At 66.2% G+C, this 19675-nt stretch carries 22 protein-coding genes; 11 read left to right on the top strand and 11 right to left on the bottom strand.

All coding sequences use genetic code 11. The features are described from left to right. Positions 1-7: 7 nt before the first annotated feature. The 7 genes from AB0M74_RS03760 to AB0M74_RS03790 are packed head-to-tail and all read right to left on the bottom strand — an operon-like array spanning position 8 to position 6406. Entirely contained in the window at positions 8-385 is a 378-nt protein-coding gene (locus AB0M74_RS03760) for a metal-sulfur cluster assembly factor (RefSeq protein WP_328402857.1), read from the bottom strand. Beyond that, entirely contained in the window at positions 382-876 is a 495-nt protein-coding gene (gene sufU / locus AB0M74_RS03765) for a Fe-S cluster assembly sulfur transfer protein SufU (protein ID WP_364901283.1), read from the bottom strand. The genes AB0M74_RS03760 and sufU overlap by 4 nt, the downstream gene beginning before the upstream one ends. Before the next feature lie 3 nt (positions 877-879). Beyond that, on the bottom strand, positions 880-2133 hold the full coding sequence (locus AB0M74_RS03770) for a cysteine desulfurase (RefSeq protein WP_364901285.1): 1254 nt from the start codon (positions 2131-2133) through the stop codon (positions 880-882). Position 2134: 1 nt separating this feature from the next. After that, positions 2135-2911: a Fe-S cluster assembly ATPase SufC gene (gene sufC / locus AB0M74_RS03775; protein WP_364901287.1), complete on the bottom strand. Its 777-nt coding sequence runs from the start codon at positions 2909-2911 to the stop codon at positions 2135-2137. A gap of 38 nt (positions 2912-2949) precedes the next feature. Then, the gene (sufD, locus tag AB0M74_RS03780) at positions 2950-4158 is read right to left on the bottom strand and encodes a Fe-S cluster assembly protein SufD (RefSeq protein WP_364901289.1); all 1209 of its coding nucleotides are present in this window, start codon (positions 4156-4158) and stop codon (positions 2950-2952) included. Continuing rightward, positions 4158-5594 (bottom strand): Fe-S cluster assembly protein SufB, encoded by a 1437-nt coding sequence (gene sufB, locus AB0M74_RS03785; RefSeq protein ID WP_364901291.1) that lies wholly within the window; start codon positions 5592-5594, stop codon positions 4158-4160. The genes sufD and sufB overlap by 1 nt, the downstream gene beginning before the upstream one ends. Beyond that, positions 5591-6406 (bottom strand): metalloregulator ArsR/SmtB family transcription factor, encoded by an 816-nt coding sequence (locus AB0M74_RS03790; RefSeq protein WP_364901293.1) that lies wholly within the window; start codon positions 6404-6406, stop codon positions 5591-5593. Before AB0M74_RS03790 ends, sufB begins: the two co-directional genes overlap by 4 nt. Before the next feature lie 170 nt (positions 6407-6576). Here AB0M74_RS03790 and AB0M74_RS03795 point away from each other — a divergent pair, with 170 nt between their 5' ends. The 5 genes from AB0M74_RS03795 (at position 6577) to AB0M74_RS03815 (ending at position 11397) form a co-directional block, all read left to right on the top strand. Then, positions 6577-6948 carry a hypothetical protein gene (locus AB0M74_RS03795; protein ID WP_364901295.1) on the top strand — a complete coding sequence of 124 codons (372 nt, stop codon included), beginning with the start codon at positions 6577-6579 and terminating at the stop codon, positions 6946-6948. A gap of 10 nt (positions 6949-6958) precedes the next feature. Then, complete coding sequence (mptB, locus tag AB0M74_RS03800) at positions 6959-8638, top strand: polyprenol phosphomannose-dependent alpha 1,6 mannosyltransferase MptB (RefSeq protein ID WP_364901297.1); 1680 nt, start codon at positions 6959-6961, stop codon at positions 8636-8638. After that, entirely contained in the window at positions 8635-9567 is a 933-nt protein-coding gene (locus AB0M74_RS03805) for an ABC transporter ATP-binding protein (protein WP_364901298.1), read from the top strand. The genes mptB and AB0M74_RS03805 overlap by 4 nt, the downstream gene beginning before the upstream one ends. Further along, positions 9564-10355 carry an ABC transporter permease gene (locus AB0M74_RS03810; protein WP_364901300.1) on the top strand — a complete coding sequence of 264 codons (792 nt, stop codon included), beginning with the start codon at positions 9564-9566 and terminating at the stop codon, positions 10353-10355. The genes AB0M74_RS03805 and AB0M74_RS03810 overlap by 4 nt, the downstream gene beginning before the upstream one ends. Positions 10356-10422: 67 nt before the next feature. Beyond that, positions 10423-11397 (top strand): heme A synthase, encoded by a 975-nt coding sequence (locus tag AB0M74_RS03815; protein ID WP_364901301.1) that lies wholly within the window; start codon positions 10423-10425, stop codon positions 11395-11397. Positions 11398-11455: 58 nt separating this feature from the next. On the opposite strand, the gene AB0M74_RS03820 is transcribed toward AB0M74_RS03815, so the two are convergent. Then, entirely contained in the window at positions 11456-11680 is a 225-nt protein-coding gene (locus AB0M74_RS03820; RefSeq protein WP_364901303.1) for a hypothetical protein, read from the bottom strand. 548 nt (positions 11681-12228) lie between these two features. Between AB0M74_RS03820 and AB0M74_RS03825 the strand changes: the two genes are divergently transcribed. The 4 genes from AB0M74_RS03825 to AB0M74_RS03840 all read left to right on the top strand — a co-directional run bounded on the left by AB0M74_RS03825 (position 12229) and on the right by AB0M74_RS03840 (position 15610). Continuing rightward, entirely contained in the window at positions 12229-12921 is a 693-nt protein-coding gene (locus AB0M74_RS03825; protein ID WP_364901938.1) for a type 1 glutamine amidotransferase domain-containing protein, read from the top strand. A 5-nt stretch (positions 12922-12926) separates the two neighbouring features. Next, positions 12927-13514, top strand: a complete 588-nt coding sequence (locus AB0M74_RS03830; RefSeq protein ID WP_364901305.1) for a helix-turn-helix domain-containing protein — start codon at positions 12927-12929, stop codon at positions 13512-13514. Between the two features lie 227 nt (positions 13515-13741). Next, positions 13742-14614, top strand: coding sequence for an aldo/keto reductase (locus tag AB0M74_RS03835; RefSeq protein WP_364901307.1), 873 nt, complete (start codon positions 13742-13744; stop codon positions 14612-14614). A gap of 123 nt (positions 14615-14737) precedes the next feature. After that, positions 14738-15610, top strand: coding sequence for an LLM class F420-dependent oxidoreductase (locus tag AB0M74_RS03840; protein WP_364901309.1), 873 nt, complete (start codon positions 14738-14740; stop codon positions 15608-15610). A gap of 145 nt (positions 15611-15755) precedes the next feature. Here the strand turns inward: AB0M74_RS03840 and AB0M74_RS03845 are convergent, their stop codons facing one another. After that, the gene (locus AB0M74_RS03845; RefSeq protein WP_364901311.1) at positions 15756-16286 is read right to left on the bottom strand and encodes a CGNR zinc finger domain-containing protein; all 531 of its coding nucleotides are present in this window, start codon (positions 16284-16286) and stop codon (positions 15756-15758) included. 38 nt (positions 16287-16324) lie between these two features. On the opposite strand from AB0M74_RS03845, the gene AB0M74_RS03850 reads away from it, so the two are divergent. Beyond that, positions 16325-17272: a DMT family transporter gene (locus AB0M74_RS03850; protein WP_364901313.1), complete on the top strand. Its 948-nt coding sequence runs from the start codon at positions 16325-16327 to the stop codon at positions 17270-17272. A 739-nt stretch (positions 17273-18011) separates the two neighbouring features. Here the strand turns inward: AB0M74_RS03850 and AB0M74_RS03855 are convergent. Next, the gene (locus AB0M74_RS03855; RefSeq protein WP_364901315.1) at positions 18012-18158 is read right to left on the bottom strand and encodes a DUF1059 domain-containing protein; all 147 of its coding nucleotides are present in this window, start codon (positions 18156-18158) and stop codon (positions 18012-18014) included. Positions 18159-18527: 369 nt separating this feature from the next. Between AB0M74_RS03855 and AB0M74_RS03860 the strand changes: the two genes are divergently transcribed. Beyond that, complete coding sequence (locus tag AB0M74_RS03860) at positions 18528-18683, top strand: hypothetical protein (protein ID WP_364901317.1); 156 nt, start codon at positions 18528-18530, stop codon at positions 18681-18683. A gap of 164 nt (positions 18684-18847) precedes the next feature. Here AB0M74_RS03860 and AB0M74_RS03865 read toward each other — a convergent pair whose 3' ends face one another. Further along, on the bottom strand, positions 18848-19588 hold the full coding sequence (locus AB0M74_RS03865; protein WP_364901319.1) for an NAD(P)H-binding protein: 741 nt from the start codon (positions 19586-19588) through the stop codon (positions 18848-18850). Positions 19589-19675 lie beyond the last annotated feature (87 nt).

The following is a 19675-nucleotide window of genomic DNA, read 5'->3' on the forward strand; positions in this document are numbered from 1 at the left end:
AAACGGGTCAGACGGTAAAGCCGAGGGCGCGCAGCTGTTCGCGGCCGTCTTCGGTGATCTTGTCGGGGCCCCACGGGGGCATCCATACCCAGTTGATCTTGAGGTCCTCGACGAGACCGCTGCGGACCAATGCGTTGCGGGACTGGTCCTCGATGACGTCGGTCAGCGGGCAGGCCGCCGAGGTGAGGGTCATGTCCAGGATCGCGACTTCGTCCTGCACGGCCAGGCCGTAGACCAGGCCGAGGTCGACCACATTGATGCCGAGTTCGGGGTCGACGACATCGCGCATCGCTTCCTCGAGATCCTCGAGGCGTTTGATGTCCTCCGCAGACAACTCGACCTGTTCAGCCTGTTCGGCGGATTCGGTTACCGGTGTCTCGCTCATGCCGTTTCCCCATTCGTTGGCAATCCATTGCCCATCACACGCTTGGCTTCCTCGGCGGAGGTAATCCGGACCACCGCGTCCTTGAACGCCATCCAACCGAGCAAAGCGCATTTCACCCGAGCCGGATACTTCGCGACGCCCGCGAAGGCGATACCGTCGCCGATCATGTCCTCGTCGCCCTCGACCGTGCCGCGGCTGGCGACCATCTCGTTGAACGAGTCGACCACCTTCAGCGCCTGCTGCAACGGCAGGCCGATGACCTGATCGGTCAGCACCGAGGTCGACGCCTGCGAAATCGAACAGCCCTGACCGTCGTAGGAGACATCGGCGACGTCACCGTTGTCGTCGAGCTGGACGCGCAAGGTCACCTCGTCACCGCAGGTCGGGTTCACGTGGTGCACCTCGGCGCCGAACGGTTCCCGCAGCCCGCGGTGATGCGGGTGTTTGTAATGGTCCAGGATCACTTCCTGGTACATCTGCTCCATGCGCATGTCTTATCCAACCCCGAAGAAGCTCTGAGCCTTCCGCACTGCGGCTACCAGTGTGTCGACCTCGTCGAGGGTGTTGTACACCGCAAAGGAAGCGCGCGCCGTCGCAGGCACACCGAGGCGGCGCATCAACGGCCACGCGCAGTGGTGCCCCACCCGGATGGCGACACCTTCGTCGTCCAGGATCTGGCCGACATCGTGCGCGTGGATGCCGTCGACCACGAACGACACCGCGCCACCGCGGTCGACGTTCTCGGTCGGTCCGACGATCCGCACGCCGTCGATGGCGCCGAGTCCGGCCAGCGCCGCGTCGACGAGCGTGTGCTCGTGTGCGGCAACGGCTTCCATGCCGATCGCCTCGAGATACCGCACCGCGGCACCGAGCCCGACCACCTGCGAGGTCATCGGCACACCCGCCTCGAACCGCTGCGGCGGCGGGGCGAAGGTGCTCGCCTCCATGGTGACGGTCTCGATCATCGAGCCACCGGTGATGAACGGCGGGGTCTCCTCCAGCAGCGCGCGACGTCCGAAGAGCACACCGACACCGGAAGGTCCGAGCATCTTGTGACCGGAGAACGCGGCGAAATCGATGCCGAGCTCGCGGAAGTCCACCGGCATATGCGGCACGGACTGGCAGGCATCCAACACCGTGAGAGCGCCGACTTCTTTTGCCCTGCGCACCAATTCGGCCACCGGCGCGATCGAGCCGGTGACATTCGACTGATGGGTGAACGCGACAACCTTCGTGGCGGGCGACAATTCGAGCGAATCGAGATCGATCCGGCCGTCATCGGTGATGCCGTACCACTTCAGCGTCGCACCCGTGCGACGCGCGAGCTCCTGCCACGGAACGAGATTCGCGTGGTGCTCGAGCTCGGTGATGACGATCTCGTCGCCGGGGCCGACGTGGTACGGGAACCGGCTGTCGGCGAAGGAGTACGTCACCAGGTTCAGTGATTCGGTCGCATTCTTGGTGAAGACGATCTCACCGGCGTGCACACCGACGAACCTGGCGATATCGGCCCTGGCATCCTCGTAGGCGTCGGTCGCCTCCTCGGCCAGCTGGTGCGCGCCGCGGTGCACCGCCGAATTGTGCTGGACCAGGAATTCGCGTTCCGCGTCCAGGACCGCGACGGGCCGCTGCGAGGTCGCGCCGGAGTCCAGGTACACCAACGGCTTCCCGTCCCGAACCGTACGGCTCAGGATCGGGAAATCGGCCCGGATGCGGGCCACGTCGAGCGCGGGGACCGTGGCGGTCATATCAGGCTCCTGCGGTAGCAGACTGGGTGAAGCGGACGTAGCCGTTCGCGTCGAGTTCATCGGCCAGTTCCGAACCGCCCTCGGCGACGATGCGGCCACCGACGAAGACGTGCACGAACTCCGGCTTGATGTAGCGCAGGATCCGGGTGTAGTGCGTGATCAGCAGCACGCCGCCGTTCTCGCGCTCCTTGTAGCGGTTGACGCCCTCGGACACGATGCGCAGCGCGTCGACGTCCAGTCCGGAGTCGGTCTCGTCGAGGATGGCGATCTTCGGCTTGAGCAGGCCGAGCTGCAGGATCTCGTGACGCTTCTTCTCGCCACCGGAGAAGCCCTCGTTCACATTGCGCTCCGCGAAGGCGGCGTCGATCTCGAGCTCGCTCATCGATTCCTTGACTTCCTTCACCCAGTGCCGCAGCTTGGGCGCCTCACCGCGGACGGCGGTGACAGCGGTGCGCAGGAAGTTGGACGTGGACACACCTGGCACCTCGACCGGGTACTGCATGGCAAGGAACAGGCCCGCACGCGCACGCTCGTCGACGGACATCGCGAGGACGTCTTCGCCGTCGAGGGTGATCGAGCCGGCGGTCACCGTGTACTTGGGGTGGCCGGCGATCGCGTACGACAGCGTCGACTTGCCGGAACCGTTGGGGCCCATGATGGCGTGCGTCTCACCGGAATTGATGGTGAGGTTCACGCCCTTCAGGATCTTGATGGGCTCGCCGGACTCGTCCGGGTTGGCAACCTCGACGTGCAGGTCCTTGATTTCCAGGGTGGTCATCGAATTCGAGTTCCTTTGTGGGGGTATATGGCTCGGGATCAGGCGCCGACAGCGGCGAGCTCGGCCTCGATGGCCGACTCCAGCCGCTCCCGGATCTCGGGTACCGCGATCTTCTGGATGATTTCCTGGAAGAAGCCGCGCACCACAAGGCGTCGCGCCACATCCTCCGGAATGCCTCGGGAGCGCAGGTAGAACAGCTGCTCGTCGTCGAAACGACCGGTGGCACTCGCGTGACCCGCGCCGACGATCTCGCCGGTCTCGATCTCCAGGTTCGGCACCGAGTCGGCGCGCGCGCCGTCGGTGAGCACCAGGTTGCGGTTGACCTCGAAGGTGTCGGTGCCTTCGGCGGCCGCGCGAATCAGCACGTCGCCGACCCACACGGTGCGGGCGTCACCCTTGGGCGAATGCGGGTCTCCCTGCAACGCACCCTTGTACAGCACGTTCGACTTGCATTTCGGCTGCGAATGATCGACGAGCAAGCGCTGCTCGAAATGCTGGCCCGCGTCGGCGAAGTACAGGCCGAGCAGTTCGGCGTCGCCACCGGGGCCCGCGTAGCGGACGGTTCCGGTGAGACGAACCAGGTCGCCGCCGAGGGTGACCGCGATGTGGCGCAACGTGGCATCACGGCCGAGCAGCGCGTGATGCGCGGTCGCATTCACGGCGTCGTCGGCCCAGTCCTGGACGGCGACGACGGTCAGCTTTGCGCTGTCACCGAGCACGAACTCCACGTTCTCGGCGTAAGTTCCGCTGCCACGCTGGTCGATGACCACAGTGGCGGTGGCGAAGTTGGCCAGCCGGATCTGCAGGTGACCGTAGGCGGTCTTGTCCTCGCCCGGACCGGTGACCGTGACGATCACCGGTTCGGCGACCTCGGTCTCCGCACCGACCGACACGATGGTCGCCGACTCGAAGCCCGAGTACGCTTGGGCGGCAACGCGATCGGTCGGGGTACCGGCCACACCGAGGCGAGAGTCCGTGCGCGCCACGGTCTCCACGTTCACACCGGCGACCGGGGTGACCTCAACCATCGCCGCACCGTCGCGCACCGCGGTGCCGTCGTGCAGGCCACGCAGACGACGCAACGGGGTGAACCGCCACGCCTCGTCCTTGCCGGAGGGCACCTCGAACGCGTCGACATCGAACGAAGCAAAGACTTCGCCCTTGTTGACCGCGGCGCCGGCACCAGGGTTCTGAATCGGCTTCGAAGGATTCTCGCCCTCGACAGCGCCCTTCACACCCAACGACATCAGCCCACGGCCCCTTCCATCTGCAGCTCGATGAGCCGGTTCAATTCCAGTGCGTATTCCATCGGCAGTTCCTTGGCGATGGGCTCGACGAACCCGCGCACCACCATCGCCATGGCCTCGTCCTCGGTCATGCCGCGGCTCATCAGGTAGAACAGCTGGTCCTCCGACACCTTGGAGACGGTGGCCTCATGGCCCATCGTCACGTCGTCCTCGCGGATGTCGACGTAGGGGTAGGTGTCGGAGCGGCTGATCGTATCGACGAGCAGCGCATCACATTTCACGGTCGACTTGGAGCCGTGGGCGCCCTTGTTCACCTGAACGAGGCCGCGGTAGGAGGCCCGGCCGCCACCGCGCGCCACCGACTTGCTGATGATGTTCGAGGAGGTGTGCGGCGCCAGGTGCAGCATCTTCGCACCGGTGTCCTGGTGCTGGCCCTCGCCCGCGAAGGCCACCGAGAGCACCTCGCCACGGGCGTACTCACCGGTCATCCAGACCGCCGGGTACTTCATGGTGACCTTGGAGCCGATGTTGCCGTCGACCCACTCCATGGTCGCGCCCGCCTCCGCCTTTGCCCGCTTGGTGACCAGGTTGTAGACGTTGTTCGACCAGTTCTGGATCGTGGTGTAGCGGCAGCGGCCGCCCTTCTTCACGATGATCTCGACGACCGCGGAGTGCAGCGAGTCCGACTTGTAGATCGGCGCGGTGCAGCCCTCGACGTAGTGCACGTAGGCGTCTTCGTCGACGATGATCAGGGTGCGCTCGAACTGGCCCATGTTCTCGGTGTTGATCCGGAAGTAGGCCTGCAACGGGATGTCGACGTGCACGCCCGGCGGCACGTAGATGAACGAGCCACCCGACCACACAGCGGAGTTCAGTGCGGAGAACTTGTTGTCGCCGGCCGGGATCACGGTGCCGAAATACTTCTGGAACAGCTCCGGCTGCTCCTTCAGTGCGGTGTCGGTGTCGAGAAAGATGACACCCTGCTTTTCCAGGTCCTCACGGATGGAGTGGTAGACGACCTCGGACTCGTACTGCGCCGCGACACCGGAGACCAAGCGCTGCTTCTCCGCCTCGGGGATGCCGAGCTTGTCGTAGGTGTTCTTGATGTCCTCGGGCAGATCTTCCCAGGTCTCGGCCTGCTTCTCGCTGGAACGCACGAAGTACTTGATGTTGTCGAAGTCGATGCCGTCGAGGTTGGAGCCCCAGTTCGGCATGGGCTTGCGATCGAAGATGCGCAGCGACTTGAGGCGATAGTCCAGCATCCAGTCCGGCTCGCTCTTCTTCGCCGAGATGTCGCGGACAACCGCCTCGGAGAGGCCGCGTTGCGCGCTGGCACCCGCCACATCCGAATCGGCCCAGCCGTAACCGTATTTGCCCAGTGAAGCGATGGTTTCTTCCTGAGTGAGCGGTTGCACCTGGTCGGTGGTTGTCGTCATTCGGCACTCCTTCCGGAGTCGTTCGTACGTCCCGCTGCGGGCTGTGCAGCGGTTGATGGAGAAGCTGACTTCATATCGGTAATAGGGGGAACGAACAGCGGCACGTGGGTGGTGCACGCACAATCGCCGTTGGCGATCGTCGCAAGTCGTTGCACGTGGGTTCCGAGCAGGTCCCGGAAAGCCTCGAGTTCGGCCTCGCACAGCTGCGGGAATTCCTCCGCCACGTGAGAGACCGGGCAGTGGTGCTGGCAGATCTGCACGCCCGCGCCCACTTTGCGGGTGGTCGCGGCGAAACCGGCGTCGGTGAACGCCTCGGCGATCTCGTCCGCCTTCGCGGTGGTCGTCTCCGGCGTGTGCTCACCGACGGGCTCGATGCCCGCCACGATGGTGCGAGCCCGCTTACGTGCGAACTCGGCGATGGCCTGATCGCCGCCGATCTCGCCGAGCTGCCGAATAGCCGCGCCGGCCAAGTCGTCGTAGGCATGCCCCAACCGGCCGCGGCCCACGGAGGTGAGCTGGTACTGCTTGGCGGGCCGACCGCGACCCTTTTGCTGCCAGGGTGCCGATCGGCTGGCCCTGGCCTGGCCGGAGTCGATGAGCGCATCGAGATGACGACGGACTCCGGCCGGGGTCAAACCCAGCTTGGTCCCGATGGCGGTCGCGGTGATCGGCCCGTCTTCCAGCAGCAGCTGCACGATCGCTGCGCGCGTGTGCCCCTCACCGCTCGGGACGAGGGTCGCGGGCCCGGCCGACGACGCGGCGCCGGCGCGGCGACCGGAGTCCTCGTCATGCGGCAAACCCACGGTTTTCACAACACCAGTGTGGCGGAATTCCTTCCCGGAATCTAATAAGGGTGCCCTGACCCAGAGGTCTCATGACCTGCCGATGAACCCCTTCGAGCCCGACAATCACGCGATTCTTCGACCGCCAGGAGTTCGCTACGAGATTTAGCGGTCACAACTGTGATCGATCGCACTGCGTCATGCTGCCGAACATCGATGCAATGAACTGTGAAAACAAGGATTCGACAGAGTTGAGAATCACCGGTCTCCGATTGTTCGCCAACGTCGGTGCGATCACTCGGCTGACGGTCATCGCGAGACTGGACACAGCATCCGGCGCAGGCTTCCCAGCGGTGGCTGGCACGAGCGCGCCCGAGGCGGCACCGGCCGACCGTGACATCACCGGCGACAGCGTCGAGTGCCGCGCGCGCTTCGCGGCATGGGTGGAGCACCACGAGACCTACCCCGGGAGTTCCGAGAACATGCCGCCAATTCTGCGCCACCGGCGCTGGTCAGCGGCTCGAGATAGTCGGCTGCCGTCCGCCACGGTGAGGGCACCAGTATTCCTCTAGGCTTCGTCTCGTGGCGGTACTCGACAGCGCGCGGCGCAGCACAAAGGCATTCGTACGCCGGGTACTCGGGCTCGACGCGCCTGCCGCCGATCATTCTGTCGCGGTTCTGCATCGGGACGAATCAGAGGTCCCGGAACTCGACCGCCGGGAGATGGCGCAGCTCGATCGGATCCGCCTGCTCGGCGCGACCGGGACGGTGCTGATGGTGATCAGCGCGCTCGGCGTCGGAGCCCAGCCGGTGCTGCAGAATCCCACCTCGGGCATCCGCATCATCGCGATCTTCGGGCGCGCGCACACCGGGTCGCTGGCGGTGTGCATGGTCGGCACCACGATGGTCGTGCTCGCGTGGCTGCTGCTCGGCCGTTTCGCAGTCGGCGGTCTGGGTGGCTCGCCCCGGCACCGGCTGACTCGCTCGCAACTCGATCGCACGCTGCTGCTGTGGATCCTGCCGCTGTGTATCGCGCCCCCGCTGTTCAGTAACGACGTGTATTCCTATCTGGCACAGAGCGAGATCGCCGCACGCGGCATCGACCCCTATGAGATGGGGCCGGCCCAGGCGCTCGGAAACGACAATGTGCTGACCAGGAATGTCCCGAACATCTGGCGCGAGACGCCGGCACCGTACGGCCCGCTGTTTCTGTGGATGGGACGCGGCATCGCCGCGCTGACCGGCGACAACATCATCATGGGCGTGTGGATGCACCGAATCCTCGCCCTGGTCGGAGTCGCGCTGATCGTCTGGGCGCTACCCCGACTGTCGGCGCGCTGCGGGGTGGCGCCGGTGAGCGCGCTGTGGCTCGGCGCGGCCAACCCGCTGGTGCTGTTCCATCTCGTCGGCGGCGTGCACAACGACGCGCTGATGCTCGGGCTGATGCTCGCGGGCTTGGAGCTCTGCCTGCGCGCGATCGATATCGAACCGTTCGACGGACGGGCCTACGCGCTGCTGATCAGCGGGGCGGTGGTCATCACCTTGTCCTCGTCGATCAAGATCACCTCGATTGTCACCATGGGATTCGTCTGGGTCGCGCTGGCCCGCAAATGGGGCGGCGGTATGCGCTCGCTCGTCATCTCGGCCGCGGTACTCGGCGCAATCGCCCTCAGCACCACAGCTGTGATCAGTTCACTCAGTGGCCTCGGGTTCGGCTGGATCCATACGCTCAATACCGCGAGCGCGGTGCGCAGCTGGATGTCGCTGCCCACCGCGGTCGGGATCGTCACCGGATTCGGCGGCGTGCTGCTCGGCCTCGGCGACCACACCACCGCGATGCTGAGTATCACCCGGCCCATCGCGGCAGTAGTCGCGGCGTTTGTGACGGTGCGCATGCTGGTCGCCACCGGAACCGGCCGACTGCATCCAGTCGGGGCGCTCGGAGTATCGCTCGGCGCCATCGTGCTGCTGTTCCCGGTGGTGCAGCCCTGGTATCTGCTGTGGGCGATCGTGCCGTTGGCGGCATGGGCAACCCGGCCGATATTCCGCGTGCCCGCCATCCTGTTCTCGGCGATCGTCAGCGTGCTGCAGATGCCGCGCGGCGGAGAGTTCGAGGTCTTCCAGATCGTCGGCTCGGCGATCGTCACCGTGATCGTGTGCCTGCTGTTCATCGTGATCACCCGCAATGCGCTGCCGTGGCGTGGCCAGTCGGGGGTGTCGGCTCCGTCACAGCAGCCGACGTCCTACGGTGTTTCATCGTGACCGCAGCCTCCGGACCCGCCGTGCGCATCGACGGCGTCGTCAAGCGTTACGGCGAGACCACCGCGGTCGACGGAATCAGCTTCGATGTCGAGCGGGCGCAGGTGCTCGCGCTGCTGGGTCCGAACGGCGCGGGCAAGACCACCACTGTCGAAATGTGCGAGGGTTTCGTGACGCCCGACGCCGGGTCGGTGCGGGTGCTCGGCCTGGATCCGATCGGCGACTCCGATCGTCTTCGGCCACGCATCGGCGTAATGCTGCAGGGCGGCGGCGCCTACCCGGGCGCGCGGGCGGGCGAAATGCTCGACCTGGTCGCGGCCTACTCCGCCGATCCGATCGACCCCGGTTGGCTGCTGAAAACCCTCGGCCTGCAAGACAACCGGCGCACCCCGTACCGCCGCCTCTCCGGCGGGCAGCAACAACGACTGGCGCTGGCGTGCGCGTTGGTCGGCAAGCCCGAGATCGTATTCCTCGACGAACCAACCGCAGGCCTGGACGCTCAGGCCAGGCTGATCGTGTGGGAGCTGATCGATGCGCTACGCCGCGACGGGGTCACCGTCCTGCTCACCACTCACCTCATGGACGAGGCCGAACAGCTCGCCGACCAGCTGGTGATCATCGACCACGGCAGCATCGTCGCCGCAGGCACGCCCACCGAGGTGACTGCGCACGGCGCCGCCGGACAGCTACGCTTCTCCGCCCCGCCGAAACTCGATCTCGAATTGTTGAAAATGGCACTACCGGAAGGCTTCTCGCCGCGCGAGACGACGCCGGGCTGCTACCTGGTCGAGGGCGAGATCGATCCGCAGGTGCTCGCGACGGTGACCGCGTGGTGTGCCAGGGTCAATGTGCTCGCCACCGACATCCGGATCGACCAGCGCCGCCTCGAAGACGTCTTCCTGGAACTCACCGGACGGGACCTACGCGGATGAACCAGCCCGATCTCGTCGACAACCGATTCGCACCAGGCACCTTCACCCCCGACCCGCGCCCCAACGGCTGGGTCTCCATGATGCGTGCGCAGACCAGACTCGAGCTGATCCTGTTGCTGCGCAATGGCGAACAACTGCTGCTCACCATGTTCATCCCGATCACGCTGCTGGTCGGGCTGTCGCTGCTGCCTTTCGGCGACCTCGGCGACGACCGGGTGAACAAGCTGGTGCCCGCGGTCATGATGGTGGCCGTGATGTCCACCGCATTCACCGGGCAGGCCATCGCGGTCGGCTTCGATCGCCGCTACGGCGCGCTCAAGCGGCTCGGCGCGACCGCGCTGCCCCGCTGGGGCATTGTCGGCGGCAAGTGCGCTGCGGTGCTGATCGTGGTGGTATTGCAGGCCATCCTGCTCGGCGTCATCGGCCTCGCGCTCGGTTGGCGGCCCGATCTCGCCGGACTCGCGCTGGGCGCGCTGGTGATCGCACTGGGCACCGCGACGTTCGCGGCGATGGGGTTGCTGCTCGGCGGCACCCTCAAGGCGGAAATCGTGCTCGCGCTCGCCAATATCCTGTGGTTCGTGATGCTCGGTGTCGCTAGCATCGTTTTCGCCTCCGACGATCTGCCGACCGCGGTGAACGTGCTGGCCAGGCTGGTCCCCTCGGGTGCGCTCGCGGTCACTCTCGAAGACGCGATGCGCAGCAGTGTCGACTGGTTCGGCATCGCGGTCCTCGCCGTGTGGGGCGCGGTGTCCGGGCTCCTGGCAACCCGTTTCTTCCGCTTCGACTGACTACACAACGACACCGCGTAGTAGACCGGGTGAATTGTCCCGACCCGCGCCCGCTACCATCGTTCGCGTGCTGTATCGCGCATTTCTGCGACTCGTCGACAAGCTTCCGCTCCCCTCACTGAGGGTGCAGCGTTGGATCGCGGCCGCTGTCATCCTGTCGCAAGCAGGCATTGCAGTCACCGGCGCGATCGTGCGCGTCACCGCCTCCGGTCTCGGCTGCCCGACCTGGCCGCAATGCTTTCCCGGCAGCTTCACCCCGATCGGCGTCTCCGAGGTCCCGGTCCTGCATCAGACCGTCGAGTTCAGCAACCGCCTGCTGTCGTTCGCGGTAACCCTGTGTGCCGCACTCATCGTGCTGGCCGTCACGCGCGCCCGCCGCCGCCGCGAGGTGATCGTCTACGCGTGGTTGATGCCGGGCGGCACCGTCCTGCAGGCGATCATCGGCGGCATGACCGTCCGCACCGGCCTGCTGTGGTGGACCGTCTCTGTGCATCTGCTCGTGTCGATGCTCATGGTCTGGGTTTCGGTGGTGATGTTCGCGAAAGTCAGTGAACCCGACGACGGTATCGAGGCGATTCAGGCCCCCGCTCCACTGCGCTGGCTCGCCGCACTCAGCGGCGTCGCCCTCGCCGCCGTGCTCATCGCGGGAACCCTGGTCACCGGCGCCGGTCCGCACGCGGGCGACAAGAGCATCGAGCGCCAGGTCGAACGCCTCCAGATCGAGATCGTCACCCTGGTGCACCTGCACTCGCAACTGCTGGTCGGCTATCTGGCGCTGCTCATCGGCATGGCGTTCGGCCTGTTCGCGGTCGGTATCACCCCCGCCGTCCGCAAGCGCCTGTTCGTCCTGCTCGGCCTGGTCTGCGCCCAGTCACTGGTCGGTGTCGTCCAGTACTTCACCGACGTCCCCGCCGCCCTGGTCGCCATACACGTGGGTGGCGCCGCCGCATGCACCGCCGCCACCGCCGCCCTCTGGGCGTCGCTGCGCACCCGCGAACGCGTCTCGGCGACACTGCCCGACTCTGCGATTCGGTCCACCTAGGCCAGGTCCGCTGAGGGACACCGCGGCGACGAAGTCGTCCCGGGAACAGATTGCCCCGTCACCGTTTTTCGAGGGTCAGAAATAGGTTTCGCGGCGCCACGGTGGTCGCGGCGAGGATTCCGACAATGCAGCCGGGCACGGCGCGCAGGCGCCATCGTCTGGCGATCGTCGCGATCGCCGACGTTGTCTCGACCACTGCGAATACGTCGCCGATGCCTTTGCGCGGCCCGCTGCCGAAGTACACGATCACCCCACACGGGATGGCGTCCACTCGGTCCGGCAACCAACGTTCCGGGTCGAGCTTGTCGCACAGCTCTTCCCGGTTTCCTCGTCGCGCGCGTCGAGTAGCAGCGTCAGTACATCGTTGCCGGGATTTCACTGCGGCGATAGTCGGCGATAACTTTGTCGATCATCGGATGCAGCCGGGCCAGACGCGCGGCATACTGTCGGTTTCGGGCCAGTGGCAGCTTGTTCGACACCGGGGCGGTAACCACAGGACATGGCACGTGCTCGGCGGATCCGTGGGTCAACGGGTTCCGCGGCCCGCACGGGGAGATTTTCGGATTGACATGGCGTCCAACCGAACACGGCGACGCGGTGGTCTCGACCGCGCCGCAACAGCGGATAGGGCGACCAGCCGTAGGAAGTCCGGCGGTACTGTGCTGCACCCGCCGTTCGCATCCTCGCTGATCCATCAGTATTTCGATGTCTCGCATCAATGATCCTATTGGTGCTCCGATGAACCGATGCCTACCGTTGTGCTGGTGACGAGCTGACGACCCGGACACGAAATGTCAGCACGTCGACCAATCCACGATCAGGAGGCAAATGATGTCGAAGATCCTTTTCGTCATGACCGGCGTCGACTACTGGACCCTTGCCGACGGCACCGAACACCCGACCGGCTACTGGGCCGAAGAAGTGGTCGCGCCATACACAGCGTTCAAGGCCGCGGGTCACGAGATCGTGGTTGCCACCCCGGGCGGTGTGGCACCGACGGTCGACAAGGGCAGCCTGGCGCCCGAGGTGAACGGTGGGCAGGAGGGTGCGGCCGCGATTGCGGCAGTGCTGGACGCGGCGACCGAGCTGCGGCAGCCGATCCGGCTGGCGGAGGTGGACCTCGCCGACTACGACGCCGTTTATTACCCCGGTGGACACGGCCCGATGGAAGACCTGGCCGTGAACGCCGAATCGGGCGCGCTGCTCAACGCGGCACTGGACGCGGGCAAGCCGCTCGGCGTTGTCTGCCACGCTCCGGCCGCCCTGCTCGCCACCGTCACCGACGGCAAGTCACCGTTCGCGGGCTACCGGGTCACCGGTTTCACCAATGCCGAAGAGACCCAGGCCGGCTTCGCCGACAAAGCCAAGTGGCTGCTGCAGGATCGGCTCGTCAACTTGGGTGTCGACTTCCGCGAGGGCGAACCGTGGGCTCCGCACATCGAGGTCGATCGCACCCTCTACACCGGGCAGAACCCCGCATCGTCGGCACCGCTGGCGGCGGAGTTGGTCAGAGCACTGGGCTGAGCACGGTGGCCGCCGACCGGACCGACGAGGTACTCGACGCCACCGCGCGCTGCCTTGCGCGCTACGGCGCGCGACGCACCACGATGGACGACATTGCCGGTGAGATGGGCGTATCGCGGTCGGCGCTCTATCAATACGTGCATAACAAAGAGGACGCGGTCCGCCGCCTGAGTACTCGCCTACACGACCGAGCATTACGGCGGGCACGGCAGGCCGCGGCCGAACCCGCTCCCATCGCCGAACGGGTGCACGAAATCCTCACGGCCAAGCTGGATCTCGCCACCGAGCCGTTTGCCGACTCCCCACACGTCGCCGAATTGCTCGATGAGCACACACGACTGAGCGGCGACATCTGTCGTGGCTTCACCACCGAGGTGCTGGCGTTGCTCAGGGCAGTATTCGCGGAATCGGCCACGCCGAGCCCCGACGACGCGGCGCAGATCTGCTTGGCCGTACTCGTCGGACTGATCGCCGCGGACCGCACCGAACTGTTGCGCCCGGCCGTCGACGCTGCAGTTTCCGGGCTCGGTGTGCCGGCCGATGTCGAGCTCACCGTGACCTGCCCGGTCCGATCACGGGTGCGTGCCCGCTGAGCCGGTGCTGCTGTGCGCTGGGGACGATTCACTATCCAGCCCTTGCTTTCCGTGGCGATGCCGCCCTCGCGGTCGCGGACGAGGCGGGCCCGCGGCAGGCACCGCGCGGGCATATCCGGGGCGGTCGAGGTGTTGCTTGCGGTGGTGAAACGCGCCATCCGCGCCGCCCACATCACGACGTGCGCGCGACATTCGATGAATCAACGACTTGATCAGGGAGTTACGGTATGACCGCACAGACAACGTCTCGCCCGGCCGACGCCTCGGGCACCTTCGCGCTCGGCGGCGACCTGTCCATCAATCGCCTCGGATACGGCGCCATGCAGATCACCGGTCCCGGCGTCTGGGGCGACCCCGGCGACCCGGCCGAAGCCGTTCGCGTCCTGCGTCGCGCGGTCGAGCTGGGCGTCAACTTCATCGACACCGCGGACTCCTATGGACCGTTCGTCAGCGAGAGCCTCATCCGGCTGGCCTTGCATCCCTACGCCGACGATCTGGTGATCGCCACCAAGGGCGGCCTGACGCGCTCGGGTCCCGGCGACTGGCGGCCGGTCGGCAGGCCCGAATACCTGCGCCAGCAACTGCATTTGAGCTTGCGCCACCTCGGGCTCGAACAGATCGATCTCTACCAGCTGCACCGTATCGATCCGGCCGTCCCGCTCGCCGATCAGCTCGGTGCGCTCGTCGAACTCCAGCAGGAAGGCAAGATCCGCCACATCGGTGTTTCGGAAGTGACCGTCGAACAGCTGAAGCAAGCTCGGGAGATCGCCGACATCGTCTCGGTGCAGAACCTCTACAACCTGGCCAATCGCCAGGCCGAAGACGTGCTGGACTACGCGACGGCCGAGAACATCGCCTTCATTCCCTGGTTCCCCATCGCCACCGGCGAGCTCGCCCGCCCCGGCGGTCCGCTCGACACCTTCGCCGAGAAGCACGGCGCGAGCCCGTCTCAGCTGGCGCTGGCCTGGTTGCTGCGCCGCTCCCCTGTCGTGCTGCCGATCCCCGGCACCTCCAGCGTCGGGCATGTCGAGGAGAACACCTCGGCCGCGACGATCACGCTCTCCGATGCGGAGTTCGCGGCACTGACCGACGCGGTCTGACCGACGTTCGCAGGGGGGCGGTACCGACCCGACACCGTCCCTGCGAACGGCCGCCCGGCTCCTGCGCGCAGTGCGGTCTGCGGTCTACTACGTGGATCAAATCCGCAGCCACCGGGAGCACGCATGGAAATCGGGTTCAGCACGTTCCTGACCGACGAGGGCATCAGCCCGGCCGAGTTCGGCACGGGCGTCGAAGGACGTGGTTTCGCCGCACTGTTCCTGGCCGAGCACACCCACATTCCGGTCGCGCGGCATACGCCCTTCGGCTCCGGCGAACTGCCGCGCGCCTACTTCCGTTCGCTCGACCCCTTCGTCGCACTGTCGGCCATCGCGACAGTCACCGAGCAGGTGCGGATCGGGACTGCGATTGCTCTCGTTACCCAACGTGATCCGATCATCCTGGCCAAAGAGGCGGCCACCCTAGACCGGATCAGTGGCGGTCGATTCGAGCTCGGCGTCGGCGCCGGGTGGAATCTCGAGGAGATGTGCAACCACGGCACCCGTCCGGGATCACGGACCCGGTTGCTACGCGAGCGAGTCCTGGCCATCAAGGAACTGTGGACGCGGGAGCAGGCGGAATTCCATGGCGAATTCGTCGATTTCGATCCGGTATTCCAGTGGCCCAAACCATTACAGCGTCCGCATCCGCCCGTCTTCATCGGCGGCATGGGCCCCACCGTGCTCCAACGCGTGGTCGACTACGCCGACGGCTGGATGCCGTTCGTGTCCTCGGTCGGTGCCATCGATAAGCTCGCGCACCGCATCTGCGAGCTCGACAGTCTCGCCACGCACCTGGGTCGCGCACCGAGACTGGTTTCCGTGGTCGTGACCACCGCTGTGTCCGCGCACGACGCCGCGCTCGTGGTCGATCGACTCGCCGAACTCGATGTGCACCGCGTGATTTTCAACCTCGACGCGCTGCCTACCGGGGAAACTCACGCGCTGCTGGACACTTACGCTGCTGCTTGCGCGGATCATTTGCATCCTGCCGAGTAACACCCCGGCGGCGCCCCGCATTGGCGCTGCCTGCCGGCGTCGTTGTCGGCGAGCGGTTCCGGCAAAGAGGGATTTCGTCTCGACGTCCGCCCCTCTCGGGTATCGGAATCCGGGAGGAGCAGACATGCCGACGCAGCGGCAAGGGTTATTTCTTTCTGGCGCGGTAGGCCGCGACGGCGTTTCGGTTTCCGCACGCGGTGCTGCAGTAGCGGCGAGATCTGTTGCGGGACAGGTCGAGAACGAGGCCCGCACACGCGCTGTCGGCACAGAGCGACAGCCGGCTCAGCTCGTCGGAGCGAATCAGATCGATCATCGCCATCGCGGTCTCGACGGCGATCCGAACGGGCAGCGGAGCCTGCGCGGGCACCGCGTGAATGTGATAGTCGATATCACCGTGCCGGACGAGTTGCGGTACCGCCCGATGCTTCGCCAAAGTCTCGTTCACCAGCTGGACTGCCGTATTGCGGTCACTGGTGAGCATTCGGCGCATCGGCGCTCGTAGTGCGCGCACCGCCCCCAGCTCCGCAGCGTCGCCGGCGTGAACGCCGGTATAGACATGTTTGACGAAAAACTCATCGAGCTGGGCGATCTCGGTCAAGGTGTCCGGCTCCTGCGCCGAGTTCACCAACTCCACCGCGGCAAGCAGCGCCGCTTCGGTGTCATGAGCAAATGTCATGTTGACATATTACCAACTCGATTCTAGCGTCATTACTCATGACGACGATGACTCATGACATTGCCGCACAGCGGCGGCTGCGCTCCGGACTGATCTGCGCGGTGCTTTCGGCATCGTCGTTCGGACTTTCCGGACCACTGGCACGCGGCTTGATGGACGCGGGCTGGAGTTCGGCGTCTGTGGTGGTGGTCCGGGTGCTCGTGGCTGCTGTCGTGCTCATGCCCATCGCCGCGGTGCAACTGCACGGCAACTGGCAGCTGTTGCGCCGCAACACCGCCCTGATCACCGCCTATGGACTGCTCGCCGTCGCGGGCACCCAATTGGCGTATTTCAACGCGGTCGCACACATGGAAGTCGGGGTAGCGCTGCTCATCGAATACACCGCTCCGATCGCCGTGGTGAGCTGGCTGTGGTTTCGTCATCGCCAACGCCCCGGTGCGGCGACGGTCGCGGGCGCCGCGCTCGGAACCGCCGGTCTCGTCCTGGTCATCGATCTGCGCTCCGGCCTCACCACCGACTGGGTCGGCATCGCGTGGGCCCTCGCCGCCATGATCGGGGCAGCCGCCTACTTCATTCTCTCCGCCCACGGCGACGGCACGCTGCCGGGCACCGTCCTCGCCGCGGGCGGACTCCTCATCGGCGGACTCGGCCTGCTGGCGGCCGGCGCGATCGGCATCGTCGCGCTCCATGCGACCACGAATCCCCTTGTCTTCCAAGACTTCACCACCCCGTGGTGGCCCCCGGTCCTGGCCCTCGGCATGGTGACCGCCGCTCTCGCCTATGTCTCCGGCATCGCCGCCACCCGTCTCCTCGGCTCCCGGCTGGCGTCCTTCGTCGCTCTTTTCGAAGTCTTGGCCGCCCTCACCTTCGCCTGGGTCCTCCTCGGCGAGGCCCCCCGCCCGATCCAACTTCTCGGCGGCGCACTCATCCTCACCGGCGTCGTGGTCGTCCGTAGTGGCGAGCCCACCGGCGCCTCGGACTCCTGACGACCAGCGCGCGGCCTCCACGCCCGCCGCGGGTCGGCGTGGGGCGGCACGTTGCCGAACCAGCGCCAGGTACACCGCGCACCGAGGTACATGTTGGCTGGATACGCTGGCGGCCGGCCAGTCAGCGGCGCGGGATGGGTCGGCGCGATCATTGTCCATAAGACAAGCGAAGACTCGCGAAGAGCGGTTGATCGAGCCGACGCAGTAAGTGTCCGGCCGTGCTCTGGTCCGGCGCTACGCCCGACGTGCAGAGGGTGAACCGGAGCAGGGTCGAGCCGTTCCTGGTGAGCTCGAAGTGCACCTGGTCGGCGGGTCTGCTCGGCCACAGCGATGACCACACGACACTGCAGGGTCGCTGCGCCTCGAGCACACTGGGCTCGACTTCGTCGGGCAGCAGATCGAGCCGCGGCCGAGTAGCCGGCCGACATGGTTGCGGGAGCGAGTCCCGGACAACGTGCGCAGGGGCGGGCAGCGTGCGCGCCCGCGTGCCTATCGTGATCGCCACAGCAGCGTAGGGGTCGGCCGTCATGAGCAGTGCGGACGAGCCCGTCCGCCCGCCGCCTGCGAAACGCCGAATCGAAGAACCCAATCGCGGGCGTCACGGAGCCCTACCGTGGTCGCCGCCGACTACGCGTGGACCTCGCTCGGCCCCGATGCCGCCCTCCTCTCGGATGGCGAGTACTGGGCTATCCCCATACGGCCCACCACTTTCCATCGTGGGCCGCAACACAGTCATCGATCAGTAAGCGATGAACAAGATCTCATCGCGCGAGTACTCGTGGCCCGGATGGTTCGCGGCCAGGTGAGCCTTCGTCTTCTCGACGAGATCGTCCTCGTCGTTTCCGACGATCACTTCTCCACAGGGGCAGTTCAGGTTTCGCTTCATCAGCTGTCCTTCCTTCTCGATCGAGAGTCTAGGCGTGCGGTCCCAGCGCGACGTTGCGCAACCCCGCTGACCGTGGCCCACTGCCCACTACATTGGGCGGCGGTCCGCCCGTAAACGATCAGTCGAGGGTGGCACTGCGTATGCCGCGGCCTCGGCGGTGAGCGCCTGGCGGTATTCGGCATCCTCGAACGTCGAACAGAACGCCAGTCGGTCATCGGCCCGGGTAGGCACCGGTGCCGGTAGCGAGCGCGTACACCTCGAGGCGGGCGTCGAACTTCCACTCCAATTTGTGATCCCATGGATATCGGAAACACCCGACCCACCGCACTACCGATCGAGGAGCGACCTCTTTCGGTCACACTGGGATCCGTGAAGCGCGCCCTCGCATTCGCCGTCGTAGTGGTTGCCACCGGGCTGGCCGTCGATTATGGGCGCGCCGATGGTCACTCCGGAGTCGCAGTGGCGCTCGCGGTAGCCGCGGTGGTACTACTGCTCGATCAGTTCGCCCGCATGGGCAGCCGCTGACCAACGCACCCGAGGTGGCAGAACAGTGCGTACCGGCGGGGGTGAGTGCCGCCGGAATTCCGACACAGTAGATCGGCGAACTCTGGCGTCGGATTTACCCCGTCGGACGTCGATTGGCGGAGCGCGCCCGGGCCTGCTCAGACGCGTGGACCGGGATCCCCCCGTCAGTGGGCCTGGTGGATCCAGTCCCGGTAGTGCGTTGGTGCCAGCTGCGCGTCCGGTCCTGCGGTGAGCACATCACCGGTGACCGCTGCGAACATGCCGGCTGTGTCATCGGTGACGACGGTCCGGCTGTCGTGCTGTGCCGCCAGGGTGATCCTGCCGAGCTCGTCGAGGGGGAAGACATCGGGGCCCGCGACGTTCCGAATCCCTCGCAGTGGGATGCCGGTGGAGACCTCGACGACCGCGGCGACCACGTCAGCGGCGGCCATCGGCTGGATGCGAGTGGCGGGCAGGCGGACGGTGTCGCTGTCGGAGGTCCAGGACAAGACCGCGTCCATGAACTCGAAGAACTGGGTGGCGCGCACGATGGAGTACGGCGTCGGCCCGTGCCGGAGCAAGTCCTCCTGCAGAGTCTTGGCCCGGTAGTAGTCGAGCTGAGGCACCTGGTCCACGCCGACGATCGAGAGGACGACCTGGTGCCGAACACCGGCACTCTCTCCTGCGGCGAGCAGGTTGTTCATGGAGGTACGGAAGAAGTCCAGGGACGCCTCGTCGAAGGTCGGTGAGTTCGCCAGGTTGATGACGACGTCAGCGCCGTCCAACGCCTTGTCCAGGCCATTCCCCGAGATCAGATCGACACCGGTGGACGGTGCCGCGGGGAAGGCCTCGTGTCCGGCCGCGGTCAGCTTCTGCACCACCTGGGAGCCGATCCGTCCGGTGCCGCCGATGACTATGAGCTTCATGGTTCTCACCTTTCGCGGCGTGCCACCTGGGCAGGCCGGAGGTTCATCGAGGTCGATTGCACTGATGTCCGAAGTCGTCTGCACTGC

The organism is Nocardia sp. NPDC051463 (assembly GCF_040681975.1).
GTDB lineage: Bacteria > Actinomycetota > Actinomycetes > Mycobacteriales > Mycobacteriaceae > Nocardia.

Bases quoted from the DNA above. Each gene is read 5' to 3' on its own strand.
- AB0M74_RS03760 (WP_328402857.1), bottom strand. From the start codon at position 385: ATGAGCGAGACACCGGTAACCGAATCCGCCGAACAGGCTGAACAGGTC.
- sufU (WP_364901283.1), bottom strand. From the start codon at position 876: ATGCGCATGGAGCAGATGTACCAGGAAGTGATCCTGGACCATTACAAA.
- AB0M74_RS03770 (WP_364901285.1), bottom strand. From the start codon at position 2,133: ATGACCGCCACGGTCCCCGCGCTCGACGTGGCCCGCATCCGGGCCGAT.
- sufC (WP_364901287.1), bottom strand. From the start codon at position 2,911: ATGACCACCCTGGAAATCAAGGACCTGCACGTCGAGGTTGCCAACCCG.
- sufD (WP_364901289.1), bottom strand. From the start codon at position 4,158: ATGTCGTTGGGTGTGAAGGGCGCTGTCGAGGGCGAGAATCCTTCGAAG.
- sufB (WP_364901291.1), bottom strand. From the start codon at position 5,594: ATGACGACAACCACCGACCAGGTGCAACCGCTCACTCAGGAAGAAACC.
- AB0M74_RS03795 (WP_364901295.1), top strand. From the start codon at position 6,577: ATGCTGCCGAACATCGATGCAATGAACTGTGAAAACAAGGATTCGACA.
- AB0M74_RS03810 (WP_364901300.1), top strand. From the start codon at position 9,564: ATGAACCAGCCCGATCTCGTCGACAACCGATTCGCACCAGGCACCTTC.
- AB0M74_RS03825 (WP_364901938.1), top strand. From the start codon at position 12,229: ATGTCGAAGATCCTTTTCGTCATGACCGGCGTCGACTACTGGACCCTT.
- AB0M74_RS03835 (WP_364901307.1), top strand. From the start codon at position 13,742: ATGACCGCACAGACAACGTCTCGCCCGGCCGACGCCTCGGGCACCTTC.
- AB0M74_RS03840 (WP_364901309.1), top strand. From the start codon at position 14,738: ATGGAAATCGGGTTCAGCACGTTCCTGACCGACGAGGGCATCAGCCCG.
- AB0M74_RS03845 (WP_364901311.1), bottom strand. From the start codon at position 16,286: ATGACATTTGCTCATGACACCGAAGCGGCGCTGCTTGCCGCGGTGGAG.
- AB0M74_RS03850 (WP_364901313.1), top strand. From the start codon at position 16,325: ATGACGACGATGACTCATGACATTGCCGCACAGCGGCGGCTGCGCTCC.
- AB0M74_RS03855 (WP_364901315.1), bottom strand. From the start codon at position 18,158: ATGAAGCGAAACCTGAACTGCCCCTGTGGAGAAGTGATCGTCGGAAAC.
- AB0M74_RS03865 (WP_364901319.1), bottom strand. From the start codon at position 19,588: ATGAAGCTCATAGTCATCGGCGGCACCGGACGGATCGGCTCCCAGGTG.